Below are 20,212 nucleotides of genomic sequence, written 5' to 3' on the forward strand. Positions count from 1 at the left end.
GAGCGGGGGGAAAGCCTAATATCCCCGTCTTTTCAGGAGATAAATCAGCATAAGGGATCGATAACATTCCAAATTGGCATGTTTCCAATAATTTTAATTCATTTCATGACGTTGTCTACCTTGGCTAGAGTGGAACCTGTCGCTGCGCTTATCTTCAAACTTTTGTCATTTCTATTTGCGACTATGCTTTTTGAAGTGACATCTTGCGCCAAGGATCGTTATGGACTCAATCAGTGTCGATGAACTCGCCCAGAAAAAAGATCGCTGGTATCTCATCGTGGAAGAAATGTTGGCTGCGGCCGGCATTACCATCAACGGGAATAATGCATTTGATCTTCAGGTGCACAATCCGGGCTTATTTAAACGCATTCTGCAGGAAGGCTCGCTCGGGTTTGGCGAAAGCTATATGGACGGCTGGTGGGATTGCGAAAGACTGGATGCGTTATTTACCCGCATCCTGCATTTCGGCGTTGATGAACGCCTGCCCAAAAGCCTGGCGGACATTACGCGGATCGCCTGTGCGCGGCTGTTTAACCGGCAATCGCGCAAACGCGCCTGGCAGGTAGGGAAAGAGCATTACGACATCGGCAACGATCTGTTTCGTGCGATGCTCGATTCCTATATGCAATATTCCTGCGGTTACTGGAAGGATGCTGAAACGCTGGAACAGGCGCAACTGGCCAAGCTGAAAATGATCTGCGAGAAGCTGCAACTGAAACCGGGCATGTCGCTGCTGGACATCGGCTGTGGCTGGGGCGGGCTGGCACAGTATGCGGCGGAAAACTACGGCGTATCGGTGTACGGCGTGACCATTTCCGCCGAGCAGCAAAAGCTGGCGCAGGAGCGCTGTCAGGGGCTGGACGTGGAGATCCTGCTGCAGGATTACCGCGATTTGAACCGCCAGTTTGACCGCATTGTTTCCGTCGGCATGTTTGAACATGTCGGGCCGAAAAACTACGACACCTATTTCAGTGTCGCGGCGCGTAATCTGAAGCCCGATGGTCTGTTCCTGCTGCACACCATTGGCGCCAACCAAACCAATCTCCATGTCGATGCCTGGATTGATAAATACATCTTCCCCAACGGCTGTCTGCCCTCGGTGCGCCACATCGCCGAAGCCAGCGAAAAGCGTTTTGTGATGGAGGATTGGCACAATATCGGCGCCGATTACGATCGCACGCTGATGGCCTGGTATGAGAATTTCAAACGGGCGTGGCCGGCGTTGTCAGAAAATTACTCTGAACGTTTCGAGCGGATGTTCACTTATTACCTGAATGCCTGCGCCGGCGCGTTCCGTTCGCGCGATATTCAGCTGTGGCAAGTGTTGTTCAGTCCGAAAGGCGTTGAAGGTGGGGTGCGGGTTTACCGCTAAATCCCCGTCATATTTCATGCTGCATCTGTGTTGGCTGCGTTTGGCGCCCCAGTCACTGACTTGAGTAAGCTCCTGGGGACTTGCACACTTGCCGCCAACACAGATGCGGCTGGAAAGACGAAGGGTATTTAGTAGAGCAGAGAGTACAGCTGACGACGGTATTTAGCCGCTAATGCGTCACCGGTGCCCAGTGCGGCCAGAATATCCATCAGCGTCTTGCGCGCGCTGCCGTTGGCGGCGGCCAGATCTTTCTTCAAATGCCCCATCAGCAGTTCCAGCGCTTCTTCGTTGCGTCCCACCTGATGCAATTGCAGCGCCAGTTGCACGGCCAAATCGACGTTCTCCGGCTGTTGTTGCACCTGTTGCTGCAACAGCTGGATTTCCGGGGTGTCGGCCGCCTGCTTCAGCAATTCAATTTGTGCCACCAGGCCCTGATAACGGGTATCGCGATCCTGTAAAGGAATAGTCGCCAGCACCGTTTCGGCCTCTTCAGTGCGATTCAGCGCGATCTGGGTTTCTGCCAGCGTCAGGCCGATATCACTGCGTTGCTGGCTGGCTTGCCAGGCGTCTTTCAACAGCGGCAGCGCTTCAGCCGCGTTGCCTTCGGCCAGCAGGTCGGTTGCCTGTGCCAGTTTCAGATCTTCTGCCTTCGGCAGGAAGCGCTGCAGGAATTCGCGGATGACCTCTTCCGGCTGCGGGCCCTGGAAGCCGTCGACCGGTTGGCCGTCTTTGAACAGGTAAACCGTAGGGAGGGAGCGTAGCCCGAACTGTGCGGCGATCGCTTGTTCTACGTCGCAGTCCACTTTGGCCAACACGAACTGACCGGCATATTCCGCCGCCAGCTTATCCAGGATCGGGGTGAGCTGCAGGCAGTGTTGGCTGCGATCTGACCAGAAGTAGAACAGCACCGGCAGGGACATCGATTGTTCCAGCGTTTGGTGCAGGTTTGTTTCGTTAATATCAACAACAGCTTGAGCTAGCATGTGATTCTCTCTCTGATCTTGCGGAGCCATTGGCTCTTAAATGGGGGCGGGGCGACATTCTTCAACCCCGGCACCCAAATTAACCGTTGCTGCGCAGCAGCCAGTCCAGGCAGCGGCCGGGCAGAATGCGGCGCAATACGCTCAGCGCGTGCGCCAGCAGGGTCACCGGATAGCGCAGCCTGGCGCGCGGGTTTTCCAGCGCGTGGCGTAGCTTGGGCAAAATGGCCTCCGGCGGCAGCGTCAAGCGTTTGGCGATGCCGGGGTTATGCACCGGATTATCGCTCTGCGCCTGGTTCACGTTCTGGGTAAAGTGGGTCGAAATCGGGCCGGGTTCAATCAGGCTGACCTGAATGCCGGTGCCGTGCAGCTCCATGCGCAGCGCGTCGGACCAGGCTTCCAGCGCAAATTTGCTGGCGGCATAGGCGCCGCGTCCGGCGCTGGAGACCAGCCCCATCACCGAACTGGTTTGAATAATGCGCCCTTCGCCGTGCGGCAGCATCGCCGGCAACAGCAACTGGGTCAACTGGTGGGTGCCAAACAGGTTGGTGGAGAATTGCCGCTCCAGCTGTTGACGGGAAATGCTGCTCAGCGGGCCGTACACGCCGAAGCCGCCATTGTTGAACAGGCCATACAGCCGGCCGCCGGTCAGCGCGATCACCTGCGCCGCGGCGCGTTCGACACTGTCGCTGTCGTCCAGATCCAACTCAATGCCTTCCAGCCCCAGTTGACGCATGTTTTCCACGTCCTGCGGCTTGCGGCAGGCGGCCAGCACCCGGTAGCCGCGATTACGCAGATCTTGCGCTGCAATCAGTCCTATCCCGCTGGAACAGCCGGTTATCAATACCGCTTTTTGCATAACTTTACCTAGTGTACAACCCTATTTAGTTAGACTCATGTTTTACTAGAGGTTCCAGGCGTTCCGCCATCCAGGTGGCGATAAACGGTTGGGCGTCCTTATTGGGATGCAATCCGTCATCCTGCATCCATTCCGCTTTGATCACCACCTGTTCCATGTAGAACGGCAGCAGCGGAATGTTGAATTGCCTGGCAAGCTGCGGATAAATCGCGCTGAAAGCCTCGGTATAGCGGCGGCCATAGTTGGGCGGAATGTGGATTTGCATCAGCAGCGGCTGCGCACCGGCCTGCTGCACCAGGGTAATGATCTGGCTGAGATCGCGTTGTACGTCCTGCGCCGGAAAACCGCGCAGGCCGTCGTTGGCGCCCAGTTCGATCAGCACCCAGCGCGGTTGGTGTTGTTTCAGCAGGGCGGGCAAGCGCGCCAGCCCTTGTGCGGCGGTGTCGCCGCTGATGCTGGCGTTCACCAACTGCGGATCGCCCGGTTTTTTCTGCCATTGGTCGGCCAGCAGCGTCGGCCAGGCCTGCGCCACCGGCAAGCGGTAACCGGCGCTTAAACTGTCGCCTAAAATCAATAAGGTATCGGCGGCGACAGCGCGTAAACTGAATAATCCCAACAGCAAAAGGAAGGGAAGATGCCAGCGGAAAACGTTCTTGAAGTTCATCATCTTAGTAAACACGTTGGTCAGGGTGAGCATCAGCTCTCCATCCTTACCGGAGTCGAGCTGGTTGTCAAACCCGCACAGACAATTGCCCTGATTGGCGAATCCGGCTCGGGCAAATCGACGCTGCTGGGGATCCTCGCCGGGTTGGACGACGGCAGTGAAGGGGACGTGCATTTGTTGGGGGAATCGCTGACCGCGCTGGACGAAGAAGGGCGCGCGGCCCTGCGCGCCAAAAACGTCGGCTTTGTATTTCAGTCATTCATGCTGGTGCCGACGCTTAACGCGCTGGAGAATGTGCAACTGCCGGCGCTGCTGCGCGGTGAGAGCGACAGGCAGAGCCGCGAGCAGGCGGTCCAATTGTTGGAGCAGTTGGGGCTGGGCAAACGGCTCGATCACCTGCCGGCGCAACTATCGGGCGGCGAGCAGCAGCGGGTCGCGTTGGCGCGTGCGTTCAGCGGCCGGCCGCGGGTGCTGTTTGCCGATGAACCGACCGGTAACCTCGATCGCCAGACTGGCGAACGCATCGCCGATTTACTGTTCTCCCTCAACCGCGATTTCGCCACCACCCTGATCCTGGTCACCCATGACGAAACCCTGGCGGCGCGCTGCCAGCGGCGGCTGCGCCTGCGTGAAGGCAAGCTGTGGGAGGAAGCATGATCTGGCGTTGGTTTTGGCGGGAATGGCGTTCGCCGTCACTGCTGATCGTTTGGCTGGCGCTGACGCTGTCAATGGCCTGCGTACTGGCGCTGGGGAGCATCAGCGATCGCATGGACAAGGGGCTGAGCCAGCAAAGCCGTGATTTTATCGCCGGTGACCGGGTGCTGCGCAGCGCGCGGCCAGTACCGGAAGGCTGGCTGCTGGATGCGCAACAGGAAGGGCTGAAAGTGAGCCGCCAGCTGTCGTTCACCACCATGACCTACGCCGGTGACCGGCCACAGTTGGCGGACGTGAAGGCCACCGATCTGGCTTATCCGCTGTACGGCAAGCTGGAGACGCGCCCGCCCAACGTCAAGCTTGCTCCGGGGTCGGTACTGGTGGCGCCGCGTTTGCTGGCGTTGCTGAATGTGAAAGTGGGGGACTCGCTGGACGTGGGCGACACCCGCCTGCGCATTGCCGGTGAAATCCTTCAGGAGCCGGACTCCGGCTTCAATCCGTTCCAGACTGCGCCGCGCATCATGATCAACCTGGCGGATGTGGATAAAACCGGGGCGGTGCAACCGGGTAGCCGCCTGAGCTACCGCTATATGTTCGCCGGTTCGCCGGAGGACATTCAGCGTTACGAAACGCGCCTGACGCCGCAACTCCAGCCCGACCAGCGTTGGTTTGGGTTGCAGGAGTCCGGCAGCGCGCTGGGCAAATCGCTGCAACGATCGCAGCAGTTCCTGTTGCTGTCGGCATTGCTGACCTTGCTGCTGTCGATTGCCGCCGTGGCGGTGGCCATGAGCCACTATTGCCGCAGCCGTTATGATCTGATTGCGGTGCTGAAAACGCTGGGTGCCGGTCGCAACGCCTTGCGCAAGCTGATTGTCGGCCAGTGGCTGGCGGTCATTTTGCTGGCGGCAGCGTGCGGGGGGATTATCGGCCTGGGGTTTGAAGCGGTGCTTATTCGGCTGCTGGCACCGGTGCTGCCGGCGGAACTGCCAGCCGCCGGTGCCTGGCCGTGGTTGTGGGCAGTCGGTGCTTTGCTGATGATTTCGCTGCTGGTGGGGCTGCGGCCGTACCGGCAGTTGCTGGCGACCCAACCGCTGCGGGTATTGCGCCGTGACGTGGTGGCCAACGTTTGGCCGCTGCGCTATTTCCTGCCGGTAACGGCGGTGATTGTGGTGGCGCTGCTGACTGCATTGATGGGGGCCAGTACGCTGCTGTGGTCGATTCTCGCCGGTATTCTGGTGTTGGCGCTGCTGTTGGGGGCTATCGGCTGGGGCAGCCTGCTGCTGCTGCGCCGCATTACGCTGAAGAATCTGGCGCTGCGGTTGGCGGTCAATCGTCTGCTGCATCAGCCCTGGGTAACGGTCAGCCAACTGGCGGCGTTTTCGCTGTCGTTTATGCTGCTGGCGCTGTTACTGGTGCTGCGTGGCGATCTGCTCGACCGCTGGCAACAGCAACTGCCACCGGACAGCCCGAACTACTTCCTGCTGAACCTGACCGAAGCGCAAGTGCCGCAGGTGAAAACCTTCCTGCAGCAGCATCAGGTCAAGCCGGAAACGTATTACCCGATTGTGCGTGTGCGCCTGACCGAGATTAATCAGCAGGTGGCGACCGAGCGGGTACACGAGGACGATCCGGGCGGCGAGGCGGTTAACCGCGAGCTGAACCTGACCTGGCTGGCGAGCCTGCCGGCGCACAATCCACTACTGGCGGGCAGTTGGCCGCCGAAGGCCGGTGAGGTGTCGATGGATCAGGGCATTGCCGGGCGGCTCAAGGTTAAGCTGGGCGACACGCTGACCTTCAGCGGCGATACCCAGTCGTTCAGCGCCAAGGTCACCAGCCTGCGGCAGGTGGACTGGGAAAGCCTGAAGCCGAACTTTTACTTCATCTTCCCGCCGGGTGCGCTGGACGGTCAACCGCAGACCTGGCTTACCAGCTTCCGCTATGACGGAGACGGCCAGATGCTGACCCAGCTCAACCGGCAATTCCCGACGCTCAGCCTGTTGGACATCGGGTCAATCCTGAAACAGGTCGGCGGGGTGCTGCAACAGGTCAGCCGCGCGCTGGAGGTGATGGTGGTGCTGGTGGTGATTTGCGGTGGCTTGTTGCTGATGGCGCAGGTGCAGGTGGGCATGCGGCAGCGTCGCCAGGAGCTGGTGGTGTATCGCACCTTGGGCGCAGGCAAACGTCTGTTGCGCAGCACGCTGTGGTGCGAGTTTGCGCTGCTTGGGCTGGTGGCGGGCATCGCGGCGGCGGTGGGGGCGGAAGCGGCGCTATGGTTGCTGCAAAGCCAGGTATTCGATTTCCCGTGGGCGCCCACGCCGGTGCTGTGGTGGGCATTGCCGTTGCTCAGTGCGCTGTTGTTGTCCCTGTGTGGCGGCTGGCTGGGCGTGCGGCTGTTGCGCGGCCAGGCATTGTTCCGCAGTTACGACGGTTAAACCGCTGCAAAGTCGGCCCGGCCCCCTGTTATCGGGAGCCGGGCCGATACCTTTTGTATTGAAATCCCACAGATTCCCCTTCATGACCGCCTGCCTGGAAAATGCCTTTTTCCTCCCGCCTTGATCCTTCGTTGAGTATGCAACCTAAGTGAAATCGATTACAAATAAATGGCTGTTGTTCAAGATTAATATTGAAGTCTGATAAGCAGTGTTTTTTATCTTGAGATTGCTAGCAAGCGATATGAGTTTATTTGTGAATATAATCAATGTTATGTGTTTGATTTTTCGCGCCGATACGTTAGTGTGCAAAAATTGAAATAATGTAATCGTTTCCACTAGTGTGATCTCACTCACTTACCGCCTGCGGATTGCCTCCTATCATGACGGCTAACTGATTCAATGTTATCTACTGGAGGCTGTATGAGTGTTACCGTCAAAATTGCGTCGGCTGATAAAAGCCAGACGAATGCCGGTATGACTTTTTTCGTCTGTTTTCTGGCTGCGTTAGCTGGGTTGCTGTTTGGTCTGGATATCGGCGTGATTGCGGGCGCTTTGCCGTTTATTGCCGACTCTTTTCACATCACCAGCTCCCAACAGGAGTGGGTGGTCAGCTCGATGATGTTCGGCGCGGCGGTCGGCGCCGTGGGCAGCGGTTGGATGAATTTCCGCATCGGGCGCAAATACAGCCTAATGATCGGCGCGATCCTGTTCGTGGCGGGGTCGTTATGTTCCGCAGCGGCGCCCAATGTGGACATATTGATACTTTCGCGCATTCTGCTGGGGCTGGCGGTGGGCATCGCTTCCTATACCGCGCCGATTTACCTGTCTGAAATCGCGCCGGAAAAAATTCGCGGCAGCATGATCTCGATGTATCAATTGATGATCACCATCGGGATTTTGGCTGCCTACCTGTCTGATACGGCGTTCAGTTACACCGGCGCCTGGCGCTGGATGCTGGGGGTTATCACCATTCCAGCCGGCTTGCTGCTGGTTGGCGTGTTCTTCCTGCCGGACAGCCCGCGCTGGCTGGCCTCGCGCAATCGCCATGAACAGGCGCGTCAGGTGCTGGAAAAGCTGCGCGACAGCAGCGCCCAGGCGCAGCATGAATTGAACGAAATCCGTGAAAGCCTCAAGCTGAAGCAGAGTGGCTGGGCACTGTTCAAGGATAATAAAAATTTCCGCCGCGCCGTTTTCCTCGGCATTCTGTTGCAGGTTATGCAGCAGTTTACCGGCATGAACGTCACTATGTATTACGCGCCGAAGATTTTTGGCCTGGCGGGTTTTGCCAGTACCGAACAGCAGATGTGGGGCACGGTGATTGTCGGGTTGGTTAACGTGCTGGCCACCTTTATCGCCATTGGGTTGGTGGATCGCTGGGGTCGCAAACCGACGCTGATCCTCGGTTTTATCGTGATGGCGGTGGGCATGGGCGCACTGGGAACAATGATGAGTATCGGCATGAGCTCACCGGCGACGCAATATTTCGCCGTCATCATGTTGTTGATGTTTATTGTCGGTTTCGCCATGAGCGCCGGCCCGTTGATTTGGGTGCTGTGTTCAGAGATCCAGCCGCTGAAGGGCCGTGATTTTGGCATCACCTGTTCCACCGCCACCAACTGGATCGCCAACATGATCGTCGGGGCGACTTTCCTGACCATGCTCAATTCGCTGGGCAGCGCCTATACCTTTTGGGTCTACGCGGCGCTCAACGTAGTGTTTATCTTTATTACGCTGGCGTTGATCCCTGAGACCAAAAATATCTCTCTGGAACATATCGAACGCAATCTGATGGCCGGCAAGCCATTACGCAACATCGGTACGCGCTAGTCGGCTGGCTGCGCGCATGAAACAGACTTAGGCATCGGGTGTTAGCGCCCGATGCTGATGAAAGGGGAGCATGATGGCGATTTTAGTGACCGGCGGCGCCGGATACATAGGTTCACATGCGGTACTGGCGCTGTTGGAGCGCGGTGAAGAGGTGGTGGTGTTGGATAATTTGATCAACGCCTCCGAAGAGTCTTTACGCCGTGCAGAGCAACTGACCGGTAAAGCGGCGGTGTTCTATCAGGGGGATGTGCGGGACGCGGCGTGCCTGAGCCGGATCTTCGGCGAGTACCAGATCGCTTCGGTGATCCATTTCGCCGGCCTGAAAGCGGTGGGAGAATCCACCCGCAAACCGCTGGAATACTACCAGAACAACGTAGCGGGCACGCTGGTATTGCTGGAAGCCATGCGCGACGCCGGGGTTCATCAGTTTATCTTCAGCTCTTCGGCGACGGTGTACGGCGAAGATGCGCCGGTACCTTACCGGGAGGACATGCCGATTGGCGGCACGACCAGCCCTTACGGCACCTCCAAGTGGATGGTGGAGCAGATCCTGCAGGATTTCGCCAAGGCTGAACCGGCCTTTTCCATTGTTTCTCTGCGCTACTTCAACCCGGTGGGCGCCCATGAGTCTGGATTGATGGGGGAAGACCCCAGCGGCATCCCGAATAATCTGTTGCCTTATATTGCTCAGGTGGCCGTCGGTAAACGGGAGTATCTGAGCGTGTTCGGCGGGGACTATCCCACCAAAGACGGAACCGGCGTGCGCGATTACATTCACGTGATGGATCTTGCGCAGGGTCACCTGGCGGCGATGGATCACCTAAAGCAGATCGCCGGTTTTAAAGCTTATAACCTGGGGTCCGGGGTGGGGCATTCGGTGCTGGAGATGGTGCATGCGTTTGAGAAAGCTGCCGGCGTTGCCGTGCCTTATCAGATTTTACCGCGCCGTGCCGGGGATTTGCCCGCTTTCTGGGCCGATGTCAGCCTGGCTAAACGCGACCTGGGCTGGGAAGTGCAGCGCGGACTCGATGCGATGATGCGCGATACCTGGAACTGGCAAAGCAAAAATCCGCAGGGCTATACCCGATAGTTTTTCATTGGCAGTAAAAAAGGGTTCAGCCTGGCTGAACCCTTTGATTTTGTTGCGGAGTAAACCTTAAGTCAGCTTTTGCTGCGCCCAGGCCAGGCCGCTCTGGTATTCGGCCGGCAGCAGCGGTGCCAGTGCGTGCAATGCCTGTTGCAGCGCGGCGGCGCTCGGATCGTTCAGGTTGAGGTGGCCGACCTTGCGGCCTTCGCGCACCTCTTTCTCATACCAGTGCAAATGCACCAACGGCAGCGCCAGCCACTGTTGATTCACGGCGGTGCCGATCAGATTGACCATCACTGACGGCGTGCTCACTACCGGTTTCGGCAGCGGCAGGGCGAGAATAGCGCGCAGATGCAGTTCGAACTGGCTGATGGAGGCGCCGTTTTGCGTCCAGTGGCCGCTGTTGTGCACCCGTGGTGCCAGCTCGTTAATCAGCAGGCTGTCGCCAACGATAAAGCACTCCATCGCCATCACGCCGACGTAGTTCAGCTCGTCGAGGATCGCCGCCAGCATCTGCTCAGCTTGCCGTTGCAGGGCGGGGTCAGGCTGCGGCAGCGCCACGCTGGTGCGCAGAATGCCTTCTTCATGCAGGTTATGGGTCAGCGGATAGAACACCGACTTGCCGTCGTGCCCGCGCGCGCCCACCAGCGAAACCTCGCCGGAAAAGTTAATCCCCTGCTCGACGATGCACTCGCCGTAGGCATCCGCTGGCAGTTCCGCTTCCTGGCCCGGGCGCAAGCGCCATTGACCGCGGCCGTCGTAACCGCCAACGCGACGTTTGACGATCGCCAGTTCACCGAGGGTGGCGAACACCTGCGGCCACTCGGCGGCATCGGCCAGCAATTGCCACGGCGCGGTGGTCAGGCCGAGCTGATCGAGCAGCTGTTTTTGCGTCAGGCGGTCGGCCAGACGGGGGAAAATATCGCGATTGACGAAGCTGTTATGGGTTGCCAGTTCACGCGTCAGCGCGGTTTCCGGCCAGCGTTCGATTTCGGCGGTGATCACGCTGTTTTGATAGGGTACCGCTTCCGGTTCGGCGTCGATGCCGACCGGGTAAACGGCGATGCCCAGCGGTTCACCGGCCTGGCGCAGCATGCGCCCCAGTTGGCCGTTGCCCAGTACGCAAACCGGCTTCATGCTTCCTCCCGCGGATCCGGGTTGTTCAGCACGTCTTCGGTTTGCGCCTGGCGCCAGTCGGCCAGACGTTGCGCCAGCGCGGTGTCGTGCAGCGCCAGAATTTGCGCTGCCAGCAGCGCGGCGTTGGCCGCACCGGCTTTGCCGATCGCCAGGGTACCGACCGGAATGCCGCGTGGCATTTGCACGATAGAATACAGGCTGTCTACACCGCTCAGCGCGGCGCTTTGTACCGGAACACCCAGCACCGGAACCAGCGTTTTCGCCGCCAGCATACCCGGCAGGTGCGCAGCACCGCCCGCACCGGCAATGATCACGTCAAAGCCGTTGGCACCGGCCTGTTCGGCGAAACTGAACAGCTTGTCTGGCGTGCGATGAGCGGAAACGACTTCGACATGGAACGGGACATCGAGTTGGGTCAGGATTTCGGCCGCGAACTGCATGGTGGCCCAGTCACTTTTCGATCCCATTACAATTGCGATTTTAACCCCAGCGTTGGTGGCTGAAGCGGCGTTGGCTCCCATGGGTGTAAGGCTCCTGTAAGTGTACAAACGACGGCCGGTTGCCTGCGGCGGGAGGCCGAATGAGGGCGCAGATCATACCATGAGCGCACGGCGAGGAAAACGGTTGCGTCGCCGGTTTTCACCGTCGAAAACGCGAATTTTTTCACTCGCGTGGCAAGTCAGGGGGTTAGAAAGGGAATTGGATCAGTTCGACGGCGTCGGCGCTGACTTTGATCATCGAACCTTCAGCGTGCCAGGCGCCCAATACCACGCGCTGAGCCTTGCCGTTGCTCAATTCCAGCTCATGCACCGCCGGGCGGTGGGTGTGGCCGTGGATCATCCAGTGCACGTTATGGCTCAGCATCGCCTGCTCAACCGCCTGTGGGTTGACGTCCATAATGGCTTGCGATTTGCCCTGATTGCTCTGCCGGCTGCGAGCGCGCATCTTGGCGGCGATCTTCAGGCGCCAGCGCAGTGGCATGGCCAAAAACAGCTTCTGGATTAACGGATTGTGCACCTTGCGGCGGAACCGCTGGTAAGCCTGATCGTCGGTACACAGCGTGTCGCCGTGCAGGATCAGGATTTTGCGGCCGTACAGCTCCAGCACTTTTTCTTCCGGCAGCAGATGCATGCCGCTGGCGCGGGCAAAGCGCTTGCCGAGCAGGAAATCGCGGTTGCCGTGGATAAAGTAGCAGGGCACGCCGGCTTGTTGCAGCGTCTTCAGCGCGGCGGCAATCTCCGCGTGCAAGGGTTCGGGATCGTCATCGCCGATCCAGGCTTCGAACAGATCGCCAAGAATGTACAGGGCTTCGGCGTGGGGAGCATCGTGCCGCAAAAAACGCAGAAAACCGGCAGTGATTGCCGGTTCCTGTGCGCATAAGTGCAGATCCGCGATGAACAGCGTGTTCATGCAGCCGCGATTACTCGCCGACGGTAACGCTGGTGACGATCACGTCTTCTACCGGAACGTCCTGGTGCATGCCGCTGCGGCCAGTTTTCACGGCTTTGATCTTGTTGACCACGTCCATGCCTTCAACCACTTCGGCAAATACGCAGTAACCCCAGCCTTGCGCGTTCTCAGCGCGGAAGTTCAGGAAGTCGTTGTCAGCCACGTTGATGAAGAACTGAGCGGTAGCGGAGTGCGGATCGTTGGTACGCGCCATCGCCAGGGTGCCCACGGTGTTTTTCAGACCGTTGTTGGCTTCGTTCTTGATGGTCGCTTTGGTGTCTTTCTGGTTCATGCCTGGCTCAAAACCGCCGCCCTGAATCATGAAACCATTGATAACACGGTGGAAGATAGTGTTGTCGTAGAAACCTGCACGGCAGTAGTTCAGGAAGTTTTCAACGGTAACCGGCGCTTTGTCAGCAAAGGTATTGATAACGATGTCGCCGTGATTAGTGTGGAAAGTAACCATAGTTTTAGTCCTAACAAGATGAAGTGAGACGTCACGTAGAGCGAGTGAACATTCAGACCGACCTTATAACATATCTCTTTTAACGAGTCAGCAGCGGCTAAACCGCGCAGGCTCTGTGGTAAATCGGGTGTTGTTATATTATAACAATTATGGCAGGCGCTGATTTTTCACCGATTTGTGCAACCCGGCGCAGCAAAGCGCGGGCTTAACCTTGCATTAGATCAGGCTTCGGGTTTCAATACGTTGCTGGATGAACAGCCTAATTATCATTTTTGTTATCACGCACACCACGGAATGTCCCGATGCTAAAGATTTTTAATACCATGAGTCGTCAAAAAGAGGAATTCAAACCCATTCATGCCGGCAAAGTGGGCATGTACGTGTGCGGGGTAACCATCTATGACCTGTGTCATATCGGCCACGGGCGTACCTTTGTCGCTTTCGACGTGGTGGCGCGTTACCTGCGTTTTCTCGGCTATTCGCTGAACTATGTGCGCAATGTGACTGACGTTGACGACAAAATTATCCGCCGCGCGACAGAAAACGGCGAAAGCTGCGATCAACTGACCGCACGCATGCTGGCGGAGATGCACGCGGACTTCGATTCGCTGCTGATCGAACGCCCGGATCAAGAGCCGCGCGCCACCCAGCATATCGCCGAGATCATCGAGATCACCCAACGCCTGATCGATCGCGATCACGCCTACGTAGCCAGCAATGGCGACGTGATGTTCTCGATTGATAGCGATCCGCAATACGGCCTGCTGTCACGCCAGGATCTGGATCAGTTGCAGGCCGGCGCGCGCGTTGAGATTGACGACGTGAAGCGCAACCCGATGGACTTCGTGTTGTGGAAGATGTCCAAACCGGGCGAACCGAGCTGGCAATCGCCGTGGGGTGCGGGCCGCCCAGGCTGGCACATTGAATGTTCCGCCATGAACTGCAAGCAGCTCGGCACCCATTTCGACATCCACGGTGGCGGTTCGGATCTGATGTTCCCGCATCACGAGAACGAGATTGCCCAGTCCAGCTGCGCCCACGACGGCCCGTACGTCAACTACTGGATGCACTCCGGCATGGTGATGATCGACCGCGAGAAGATGTCAAAATCGCTGGATAACTTCTTTACTATCCGCGACGTGCTCGGCCATTACGATGCCGAGACGGTGCGTTACTTCCTGATGTCCGGCCACTATCGCAGCCAGCTGAACTACAGCGAAGAGAACCTCAAGCAGGCGCGCACCGCGCTGGAGCGTTTGTATACTGCATTGCGCGGCACCGACGCCAACGCGCAACCGACCGGCGGCGAAGCCTTCGAAGCCCGCTTCCGCGAAGCGATGGACGACGATTTCAACACCCCGGAAGCCTACTCGGCGCTGTTCGATCTGGCGCGTGACGTTAACCGCCTGAAAGGTGAAGACATGGCGGCGGCCAACGGGTTGGCGGCGGAACTGCGCAAGCTGGCGAAGGTGCTGGGCCTGCTGCAACAGGAGCCGGAACAGTTCCTGCAAAGCGGCGCACAGGCTGACGACGGTGAAGTGGCGGAGATCGAGGCGTTAATCAAACAACGTAACGACGCGCGCAAAGCCAAAGACTGGGCGCTGGCGGATGCCGCTCGCGATCGGTTGAACGAGATGAATATCGTGCTGGAAGACGGCCCGCAGGGGACCACCTGGCGCCGTAAGTAACAGGCGCAGCCGCAAACAAAAAAGGCGCTGATTACCAGCGCCTTTTTCTATGGAGCGGGGCTTACGGCTTAACTACAACCTGGCCGCCGTTAAACTCCACCACCTGATCGGCGACGATTTTGCAGCGTTTGCGCGTTTCGACTTTGCCGTTCACTTTCACCAACCCTTCGGCGATGACTTCTTTGGCGGCACCGCCGCTTTCACACCAGCCCTGGAACTTGAGCAGGTCGCACAGTTCGACGTGCGGGTGACTATCCAGATTAAAAGTTTCCATACTGCCTTACTTATTTAGGTTGAACGTCGTGATATTCCTCGCAGGCCTGCAAGGTATTTTGGATCAGTGTAGCAACGGTCATCGGGCCAACGCCACCCGGAACCGGGGTAATGTAGGCTGCACGCTCACTGGCGGCATCGAAATCCACGTCACCGACCACTTTACCACTTTCCAGACGGTTAATGCCGACATCGACCACGATCGCGCCCGGTTTGATCCAATCGCCCGGAATAAAGCCCGGTTTACCGACCGCCACCACCAGCAGATCGGCGTTTTCAATATGATGACGCAGATTCTTGGTGAAACGGTGGGTCACGGTGGTGGTGCAACCGGCCAGCAGCAGCTCCATACTCATCGGGCGGCCAACGATGTTGGATGCGCCAACCACCACGGCATTCAGGCCGTAGGTGTCGATGTTATAACGCTCGAGCAGGGTGACGATGCCCCGTGGGGTGCAGGGGCGCAGCTTCGGCGCGCGCTGGCACAGGCGACCGACGTTGTACGGGTGGAAACCGTCGACGTCTTTATCAGGATGGATGCGTTCCAGCACTTTGACGTTATCGATGCCGGCCGGCAGCGGCAACTGCACCAGAATGCCGTCGATTTCGCCGTCGGCGTTCAGTTTGTCGATCAGTGCCAGCAGCTCGGCCTCACTGGTGGTGGCAGGCAGATCGTAAGAGCGGGAGAGGAAGCCCACTTCATCACAGGCGCGGCGCTTGCTGGCGACGTAAATCTGTGACGCCGGGTTCACGCCAACCAGCACGACCGCCAGGCCCGGGGCGCGTTTGCCGGCCGCCAGACGTTGTTTAACTTGCTCAGCCACTTCGTTTCTAACCTGCTGCGCAATCGTTTTACCATCAATAATCTTTGCTGCCATCAGTGAGGAAATCCATCAATTAAGAAAAGCGGGGGATGGCGCTATTTTGTCAGAAGCTGAGCGCGCTGTCAGGCGTTGAATCGCGATCGTCGGTGTTTGCTGGTGGGGATTTACGTTTTTTTTATGCCAACGGAATGATCCTCTACGCCTTTTTTACCGGCTGCTGCGTAAGCTGGCATTATTCATACTGCGGTACGGGAGTAAAAATCATGATGGTCATCGCCCGGTTGCACTCATTGCACCACCCGATTGATAGCCAACCGAAACACGTCGGTGAAACGGTGTTCGACTCTTCTTTGCACCCGGCGGATGTGGCGCAGCTGATTGCGTTGCACCAACTCGCCGTACACAAGGCGCAGCCTTCATGGAGAGCGCGGCTGCACGCGTTGTACCGGAGGATGCGAGCATGAGAAAACTCGTGGGCATAGGTTTTATGCTGCTGGCGTGGATGCCGTTGGGCCGCGCCTCGTTAAATGCTGCACCGGTCAGCGCCGCGCTCAGCCAACAGCTAACGGCGGCCTGCAACCTGCTGACGGCGCAACACGCCGACTGGGGGAATATCAACGCGGTGGTGCGTTCGGCCCGCGTTTGCCTGCAACGCCCGGCGGGGCAAGAGCAATCCGAACGCCTTCCCGCCACCGCCGATCGCGGCCTGGCCCAGCGCAGCAGCAGCCTGCTGCCGGATCTCACCCAAGATAAATGAAGGTGCTGGCCCAATGGGCGGCACGGGGGATGGGCGAAAAATCGCCATAAAGCACGGCTGCCGCCGTAACGTCATGAAAAGGCATTGACTCAGTGACCTCTGACCGTATAATCCCAACCCGCAACCCCCGGTTGTCGCATCCCAATGCGCCCTTAGCTCAGTTGGATAGAGCAACGGCCTTCTAAGCCGTAGGTCACAGGTTCGAGCCCTGTAGGGCGTACCATTAAATTTCAATGAATTACCTCTGCTCTCCAACAACTACATTTTCCAAAAGTGCCAGATTAGTGACATTGCCCGCCAAGACTTCGTCAATTTTTCTCGCATGTTCGGTTAAGTGGGAAGGGGAAAGGTGAGCGTAACGCTGAACCATCTCTATGCTCTCCCAATCTCCCATTTCTTGCAGTGCTGACAGTGGTACTCCCGCCTGAACCAACCAGCTTGCCCAGGTATGTTTCAGATCGTGAAATCGGAAATCAGTAATGCCAGCGCGACGCTTTCCTGTATTCCAGGCTGAGTTATCGTCAACGCGCATTTTCCTGACGGCTGGTGTCATACCTCCGCCGGGACGTTTTCGCGCCGTCGTATGCACAAACACATACCGGGAATGACGACCAATCTGATCCCTCAGCGTTTTGCAGGCGGTACCCCGGCTTTAGCCTCGCGGAGAATACTGATGATCTGTTGGTCGGAAAAACGCTTCTTCATGGGGATGTCCTCATGTGGCTTATGAAGACATGGCTAATATCGGGGTGTACTAATCAACGGGGGGCAGGTCAGCTTCATATCAGCCCATTCTTTACTGATAACCCGCAAAACATGATTATTCACATCGAAATCAAAAGCGACGATATCAATGAAGGGGCGAACTAATGTCGCCCCTGATAACCATGGCTAGTAAGGAACTGACGCCCTTCTATACACAACTTGCGTTATATGAATCAGTTATGTCAGCGCAAAGAAATATTGTCTTACTCTGGTTAGCCTATTTTTTAACAGATCGGCAGATTTGCTGAGTTATAAACATTGCTGCTCTGTCCAGCGCAAAATCTGCTTCTTCCAGTTTTCCTGTAAATGCCTGGAATACATGGGGCACATCAGCGGTCACATCAAGAATAACATCCACCTCGGCATCCCGGGCCCTTTTTGCCATCCGGGTGGAGTCATCAAGCAGCAGTTCATTAGTTCCCACCTGGAGCAACATTGGCGGAAAACCATGCAGATCTGCATACAGGACCGGAGAAAGTAGCTCCTGATGTGGGTCACTCTGACCGATATACATACTGAAAAAACCATTTGGGTTACGGAATTCAGCTTTCGTGAAGAAAGGGTCGATCCCGTCTTTGGTATCCACACTCTCCCCTGAGCGCGTGGCATCAAAACCCGCTGAGAACGTGACCAGTGCGCCAGGTAGTGGCAGTCCCTGCTTGCGGGCATTCAGGCAGGTGGTGACACATAGTCCCCCCCCGGCGGAGTCACCGGCAAAGACGATGGATTTTGGGTTGATACCCTGCTCCAGTAATTCACGGTACGCGGCAGTACAGTCCTCAAGCCCTGCCGGGAATGGGTTTTCCGGGGCTAGACGATAATCAAGTGAATAAGCCGTCAGCCCCGTTCTGACAACCAGGCTGGACGTCAGGGACATAGCCGTTTCCGGCGATCCTATAGAGCCTGAGCCCCCGTGGAAATAGAGGATAATCCCTTCTTTTTTTTGTTCACAGGCTTCAATGACAAGTGTGCGCTGACTGCCGAGTTGCGTTGTTGTCATGGTGGTACCTTCAGGTACCTGCATCGTTCCCATCAAGGCCGCGAATCCGGCCCTGATTTGTTCAATGCTGCGCGCCGTGTCCGCATTCGGATTGGGTAGACCAAATTTAGCGTTCAGTTTTTTACGTTGCTCACGGCTCATTAGCGTGGTCTCACAATTCAGGTATCAGTGCTGATTGTAGTGCTGCAGCACAGACGCCACTTTTTAGATTGCCAGGAAGATATATGGATTGAGACTTCAATGTAAACCTCTGACGGGTAATGTGTATAATATTAATTATCTGAATTTCAATATCATAAATGTATTACCAGTTTAAGGCGTTCATTATTCTTAAGTGCAGCGATAGCTGCTCCCCTGTTTTGCTGATAACAGAAGTCATGGCGCTCACGGTAAAGGAACAGTCACCACTGCGGCAGGCTGCGGCAATTTTAAGTTCAAGATGCGGTGACTTGTCTGCAACCCACCGGAAAACCGCGCCACGGTAATGGCTGTTGCGCGCCTGAGCCGGTAATAACGCAATCCCCATCCCTGAACTGATCAGACTGAGAATACTGGCAATCTGCCAAGCTAAGGTTCGGTCACAACCTGTGGGCTGAAACCGGCTTCATCACAGGCCATAAGCAGTTTCGAATGAAGATGAGGCACTTTATCAAACGCTATCCCCGACAGGTCCTTAAGTGCTACTGCGGGTTCAGCGGCCAGAGGATGATGTTCAGGCAGAGCAATCATGAGCCTTTCTGTTGCAACCACACGAATGTCGATATCGGCCAGCCGCGTCAGGTCGTCGAAAGCGAACACACTCTCAGGAAAGCGCTGGCGCTGATCGAGGTGCACACGCTGGATCTCATTTTTGTCGCGTGCAACAACACGCGGCCATTCGCCGAACACGCACTGATGTAGTGCCAGTATGACGATAAAACCCGGCGAGCCATTGCCCCGCCTAGCCAAGGGGTTACAGCGTTGATATAGAACAGGATGGCTACCTTCAATTTCAATCCATGGGTTGGATGTGACTATATCTATTAAATCCTAGGACCTTCATATTCAGGCCACCGCGAGTCGTGGAAACAGTTTTTCCGCATTGCCGCGGTTGATCGCATGCCGCAGTTTCTCATCCAGGGGATAAGCGTCCAGAATGGCGGTGAACTGGCTGGACAATGCAAATGGGAAGTCACTCCCGAAGGTGATATGGGTCGGATCAGCAAAGGCCAGCAGAGACGGCAGTGCAGCCGGGCTTGAGGACAGGGCGGTATCGAAGTAGAAACGTTTCATGTCCGCCATGATCTGCTCGGGTGTCGTGTCAGGATTGAACTGCGCGGCACCGACGAAGCGATAGGCCGCATAGGGAAGGAAGCCCCCACCGTGCGACAGGATTACCTTAATTCGTGAGTGTCGGCTCATGACACCGTTCGCGACCATGTGAACCGCAGTGCGCGTGGTGTCGAACGGATAGTCGAGCAGCGGACTGGGCAATCCCTTGAGCATCTGGATCGGCGGTTCGGTCGGATGGATGAATACGACGGCCGAACGGGCGTCGAGTTCGGCCCAGAGCGGTTCGTAGTCGGGGTCCCCCAGATATTTCCCGTCCGCATTGGACAGAAGAACGACGCCATCGGCACGCAGCACATCCAGGGCGTAAACGGCTTCGGCAATCGCTCCATCGACATCAGGCAACGGAATGCAGGCGAATTGACCAAATCGATCGGGACGGCCCTTGACCAACTCCGCATGATATTCGTTCACCTGTCGCGCCAACATGCGTCCTTCTGCATCGTCCGCTAAGTGAACACCGGGCGCGCTCAGGGAAAGGATGCCGGTCGCAATCGACTCCCTGTCCATAAGGGCGATGGCCGCTTGCGGGTCCCAATTAGGGGTGGGCCACCCTCCCGCAGTCAAGCCACGCTCGTCAAGCAGCTTGCGATAGGTTGGTGGAATCAAATGCTGATGGGTATCAATCCGAGCTGCTGATGTCATGATG

The 20,212-nt window shown here is 57.3% G+C and carries 20 protein-coding genes, 1 tRNA gene and 1 pseudogene; 9 read left to right on the forward strand and 13 right to left on the reverse strand.

Annotated features, from left to right (window positions below; translation table 11 throughout):
- Positions 1–220: 220 nt before the first annotated feature.
- Positions 221–1,372, forward strand: a complete 1,152-nt coding sequence (gene cfa / locus JEM67_RS06185; RefSeq protein WP_199636536.1) for a cyclopropane fatty acyl phospholipid synthase — start codon at positions 221–223, stop codon at positions 1,370–1,372.
- 128 nt (positions 1,373–1,500) lie between these two features.
- Here cfa and JEM67_RS06190 read toward each other — a convergent pair whose 3' ends face one another.
- From JEM67_RS06190 to tesA, 3 genes are all read right to left on the reverse strand, one after another.
- On the reverse strand, positions 1,501–2,355 hold the full coding sequence (locus tag JEM67_RS06190; RefSeq protein ID WP_041415927.1) for a thioredoxin family protein: 855 nt from the start codon (positions 2,353–2,355) through the stop codon (positions 1,501–1,503).
- A 79-nt stretch (positions 2,356–2,434) separates the two neighbouring features.
- Entirely contained in the window at positions 2,435–3,211 is a 777-nt protein-coding gene (locus JEM67_RS06195; protein ID WP_004949412.1) for an SDR family oxidoreductase, read from the reverse strand.
- 25 nt (positions 3,212–3,236) lie between these two features.
- Positions 3,237–3,875 (reverse strand): multifunctional acyl-CoA thioesterase I/protease I/lysophospholipase L1, encoded by a 639-nt coding sequence (tesA, locus tag JEM67_RS06200; RefSeq protein ID WP_042437248.1) that lies wholly within the window; start codon positions 3,873–3,875, stop codon positions 3,237–3,239.
- On the opposite strand from tesA, the gene ybbA reads away from it, so the two are divergent.
- From ybbA to galE, 4 genes are all read left to right on the forward strand, one after another.
- Positions 3,846–4,532: a putative ABC transporter ATP-binding protein YbbA gene (gene ybbA, locus JEM67_RS06205; RefSeq protein WP_013811808.1), complete on the forward strand. Its 687-nt coding sequence runs from the start codon at positions 3,846–3,848 to the stop codon at positions 4,530–4,532. The two genes, tesA and ybbA, sit on opposite strands and share 30 nt — an antisense overlap.
- The gene (gene ybbP / locus JEM67_RS06210) at positions 4,529–6,961 is read left to right on the forward strand and encodes a putative ABC transporter permease subunit YbbP (RefSeq protein WP_199636535.1); all 2,433 of its coding nucleotides are present in this window, start codon (positions 4,529–4,531) and stop codon (positions 6,959–6,961) included. Before ybbA ends, ybbP begins: the two co-directional genes overlap by 4 nt.
- A gap of 420 nt (positions 6,962–7,381) precedes the next feature.
- Positions 7,382–8,788, forward strand: a complete 1,407-nt coding sequence (locus JEM67_RS06215) for a sugar porter family MFS transporter (protein ID WP_199636534.1) — start codon at positions 7,382–7,384, stop codon at positions 8,786–8,788.
- A gap of 73 nt (positions 8,789–8,861) precedes the next feature.
- Positions 8,862–9,878, forward strand: a complete 1,017-nt coding sequence (galE, locus tag JEM67_RS06220; protein WP_199636684.1) for a UDP-glucose 4-epimerase GalE — start codon at positions 8,862–8,864, stop codon at positions 9,876–9,878.
- Positions 9,879–9,944: 66 nt separating this feature from the next.
- On the opposite strand, the gene purK is transcribed toward galE, so the two are convergent.
- The 4 genes from purK to ppiB form a co-directional block, all read right to left on the reverse strand.
- Complete coding sequence (gene purK, locus JEM67_RS06225; protein WP_199636533.1) at positions 9,945–11,012, reverse strand: 5-(carboxyamino)imidazole ribonucleotide synthase; 1,068 nt, start codon at positions 11,010–11,012, stop codon at positions 9,945–9,947.
- Complete coding sequence (gene purE, locus JEM67_RS06230; protein WP_013811811.1) at positions 11,009–11,533, reverse strand: 5-(carboxyamino)imidazole ribonucleotide mutase; 525 nt, start codon at positions 11,531–11,533, stop codon at positions 11,009–11,011. The genes purK and purE overlap by 4 nt, the downstream gene beginning before the upstream one ends.
- Positions 11,534–11,699: 166 nt before the next feature.
- Positions 11,700–12,422 (reverse strand): UDP-2,3-diacylglucosamine diphosphatase, encoded by a 723-nt coding sequence (locus JEM67_RS06235; RefSeq protein WP_199636532.1) that lies wholly within the window; start codon positions 12,420–12,422, stop codon positions 11,700–11,702.
- Positions 12,423–12,432: 10 nt separating this feature from the next.
- Positions 12,433–12,927, reverse strand: coding sequence for a peptidylprolyl isomerase B (gene ppiB / locus JEM67_RS06240; protein WP_006322339.1), 495 nt, complete (start codon positions 12,925–12,927; stop codon positions 12,433–12,435).
- A gap of 302 nt (positions 12,928–13,229) precedes the next feature.
- Here ppiB and cysS point away from each other — a divergent pair, with 302 nt between their 5' ends.
- Entirely contained in the window at positions 13,230–14,615 is a 1,386-nt protein-coding gene (gene cysS / locus JEM67_RS06245; protein WP_199636531.1) for a cysteine--tRNA ligase, read from the forward strand.
- Positions 14,616–14,676: 61 nt separating this feature from the next.
- Here the strand turns inward: cysS and ybcJ are convergent, their stop codons facing one another.
- Positions 14,677–14,889 carry a ribosome-associated protein YbcJ gene (ybcJ, locus tag JEM67_RS06250; RefSeq protein WP_004949428.1) on the reverse strand — a complete coding sequence of 71 codons (213 nt, stop codon included), beginning with the start codon at positions 14,887–14,889 and terminating at the stop codon, positions 14,677–14,679.
- A 10-nt stretch (positions 14,890–14,899) separates the two neighbouring features.
- Positions 14,900–15,766, reverse strand: a complete 867-nt coding sequence (folD, locus tag JEM67_RS06255; protein WP_006324012.1) for a bifunctional methylenetetrahydrofolate dehydrogenase/methenyltetrahydrofolate cyclohydrolase FolD — start codon at positions 15,764–15,766, stop codon at positions 14,900–14,902.
- Positions 15,767–15,975: 209 nt separating this feature from the next.
- Here folD and JEM67_RS06260 point away from each other — a divergent pair, with 209 nt between their 5' ends.
- From JEM67_RS06260 to JEM67_RS06270, 3 genes are all read left to right on the forward strand, one after another.
- Positions 15,976–16,176, forward strand: coding sequence for a hypothetical protein (locus JEM67_RS06260; protein ID WP_037430385.1), 201 nt, complete (start codon positions 15,976–15,978; stop codon positions 16,174–16,176).
- Positions 16,173–16,469, forward strand: a complete 297-nt coding sequence (locus JEM67_RS06265; protein WP_233527739.1) for a hypothetical protein — start codon at positions 16,173–16,175, stop codon at positions 16,467–16,469. The genes JEM67_RS06260 and JEM67_RS06265 overlap by 4 nt, the downstream gene beginning before the upstream one ends.
- A gap of 146 nt (positions 16,470–16,615) precedes the next feature.
- Positions 16,616–16,692 (forward strand) — tRNA-Arg (locus JEM67_RS06270).
- A gap of 15 nt (positions 16,693–16,707) precedes the next feature.
- Here the strand turns inward: JEM67_RS06270 and JEM67_RS06275 are convergent.
- The 4 genes and pseudogenes from JEM67_RS06275 to JEM67_RS06290 form a co-directional block, all read right to left on the reverse strand.
- Positions 16,708–17,112 (reverse strand): annotated as a pseudogene (locus JEM67_RS06275) (tyrosine-type recombinase/integrase); the annotation flags it as partial.
- Between the two features lie 339 nt (positions 17,113–17,451).
- Positions 17,452–18,375 carry an alpha/beta hydrolase gene (locus JEM67_RS06280; protein WP_199636527.1) on the reverse strand — a complete coding sequence of 308 codons (924 nt, stop codon included), beginning with the start codon at positions 18,373–18,375 and terminating at the stop codon, positions 17,452–17,454.
- A gap of 426 nt (positions 18,376–18,801) precedes the next feature.
- Complete coding sequence (locus tag JEM67_RS06285; protein ID WP_199636525.1) at positions 18,802–19,122, reverse strand: LysR substrate-binding domain-containing protein; 321 nt, start codon at positions 19,120–19,122, stop codon at positions 18,802–18,804.
- Between the two features lie 156 nt (positions 19,123–19,278).
- Positions 19,279–20,208, reverse strand: coding sequence for an amidohydrolase family protein (locus JEM67_RS06290; protein WP_199636524.1), 930 nt, complete (start codon positions 20,206–20,208; stop codon positions 19,279–19,281).
- Between the last annotated feature and the right edge of the window lie 4 nt (positions 20,209–20,212).

This window comes from Serratia sp. PAMC26656 (genome assembly GCF_016469055.2).
Classification (GTDB): Bacteria; Pseudomonadota; Gammaproteobacteria; order Enterobacterales; family Enterobacteriaceae; genus Serratia; species Serratia plymuthica.

Excerpts from the sequence above, each read along its gene's own strand:
- purE (WP_013811811.1), bottom strand. The coding sequence starts at position 11,533 with ATGGGAGCCAACGCCGCTTCAGCCACCAACGCTGGGGTTAAAATCGCA.
- ppiB (WP_006322339.1), bottom strand. The coding sequence starts at position 12,927 with ATGGTTACTTTCCACACTAATCACGGCGACATCGTTATCAATACCTTT.
- ybbP (WP_199636535.1), top strand. The coding sequence starts at position 4,529 with ATGATCTGGCGTTGGTTTTGGCGGGAATGGCGTTCGCCGTCACTGCTG.
- JEM67_RS06260 (WP_037430385.1), top strand. The coding sequence starts at position 15,976 with ATGATGGTCATCGCCCGGTTGCACTCATTGCACCACCCGATTGATAGC.
- JEM67_RS06290 (WP_199636524.1), bottom strand. The coding sequence starts at position 20,208 with ATGACATCAGCAGCTCGGATTGATACCCATCAGCATTTGATTCCACCA.
- cfa (WP_199636536.1), top strand. The coding sequence starts at position 221 with ATGGACTCAATCAGTGTCGATGAACTCGCCCAGAAAAAAGATCGCTGG.
- JEM67_RS06195 (WP_004949412.1), bottom strand. The coding sequence starts at position 3,211 with ATGCAAAAAGCGGTATTGATAACCGGCTGTTCCAGCGGGATAGGACTG.
- purK (WP_199636533.1), bottom strand. The coding sequence starts at position 11,012 with ATGAAGCCGGTTTGCGTACTGGGCAACGGCCAACTGGGGCGCATGCTG.
- ybbA (WP_013811808.1), top strand. The coding sequence starts at position 3,846 with ATGCCAGCGGAAAACGTTCTTGAAGTTCATCATCTTAGTAAACACGTT.
- galE (WP_199636684.1), top strand. The coding sequence starts at position 8,862 with ATGGCGATTTTAGTGACCGGCGGCGCCGGATACATAGGTTCACATGCG.
- JEM67_RS06265 (WP_233527739.1), top strand. The coding sequence starts at position 16,173 with ATGAGAAAACTCGTGGGCATAGGTTTTATGCTGCTGGCGTGGATGCCG.
- ybcJ (WP_004949428.1), bottom strand. The coding sequence starts at position 14,889 with ATGGAAACTTTTAATCTGGATAGTCACCCGCACGTCGAACTGTGCGAC.
- tesA (WP_042437248.1), bottom strand. The coding sequence starts at position 3,875 with ATGAACTTCAAGAACGTTTTCCGCTGGCATCTTCCCTTCCTTTTGCTG.
- cysS (WP_199636531.1), top strand. The coding sequence starts at position 13,230 with ATGCTAAAGATTTTTAATACCATGAGTCGTCAAAAAGAGGAATTCAAA.
- folD (WP_006324012.1), bottom strand. The coding sequence starts at position 15,766 with ATGGCAGCAAAGATTATTGATGGTAAAACGATTGCGCAGCAGGTTAGA.
- JEM67_RS06235 (WP_199636532.1), bottom strand. The coding sequence starts at position 12,422 with ATGAACACGCTGTTCATCGCGGATCTGCACTTATGCGCACAGGAACCG.
- JEM67_RS06190 (WP_041415927.1), bottom strand. The coding sequence starts at position 2,355 with ATGCTAGCTCAAGCTGTTGTTGATATTAACGAAACAAACCTGCACCAA.
- JEM67_RS06280 (WP_199636527.1), bottom strand. The coding sequence starts at position 18,375 with ATGAGCCGTGAGCAACGTAAAAAACTGAACGCTAAATTTGGTCTACCC.
- JEM67_RS06215 (WP_199636534.1), top strand. The coding sequence starts at position 7,382 with ATGAGTGTTACCGTCAAAATTGCGTCGGCTGATAAAAGCCAGACGAAT.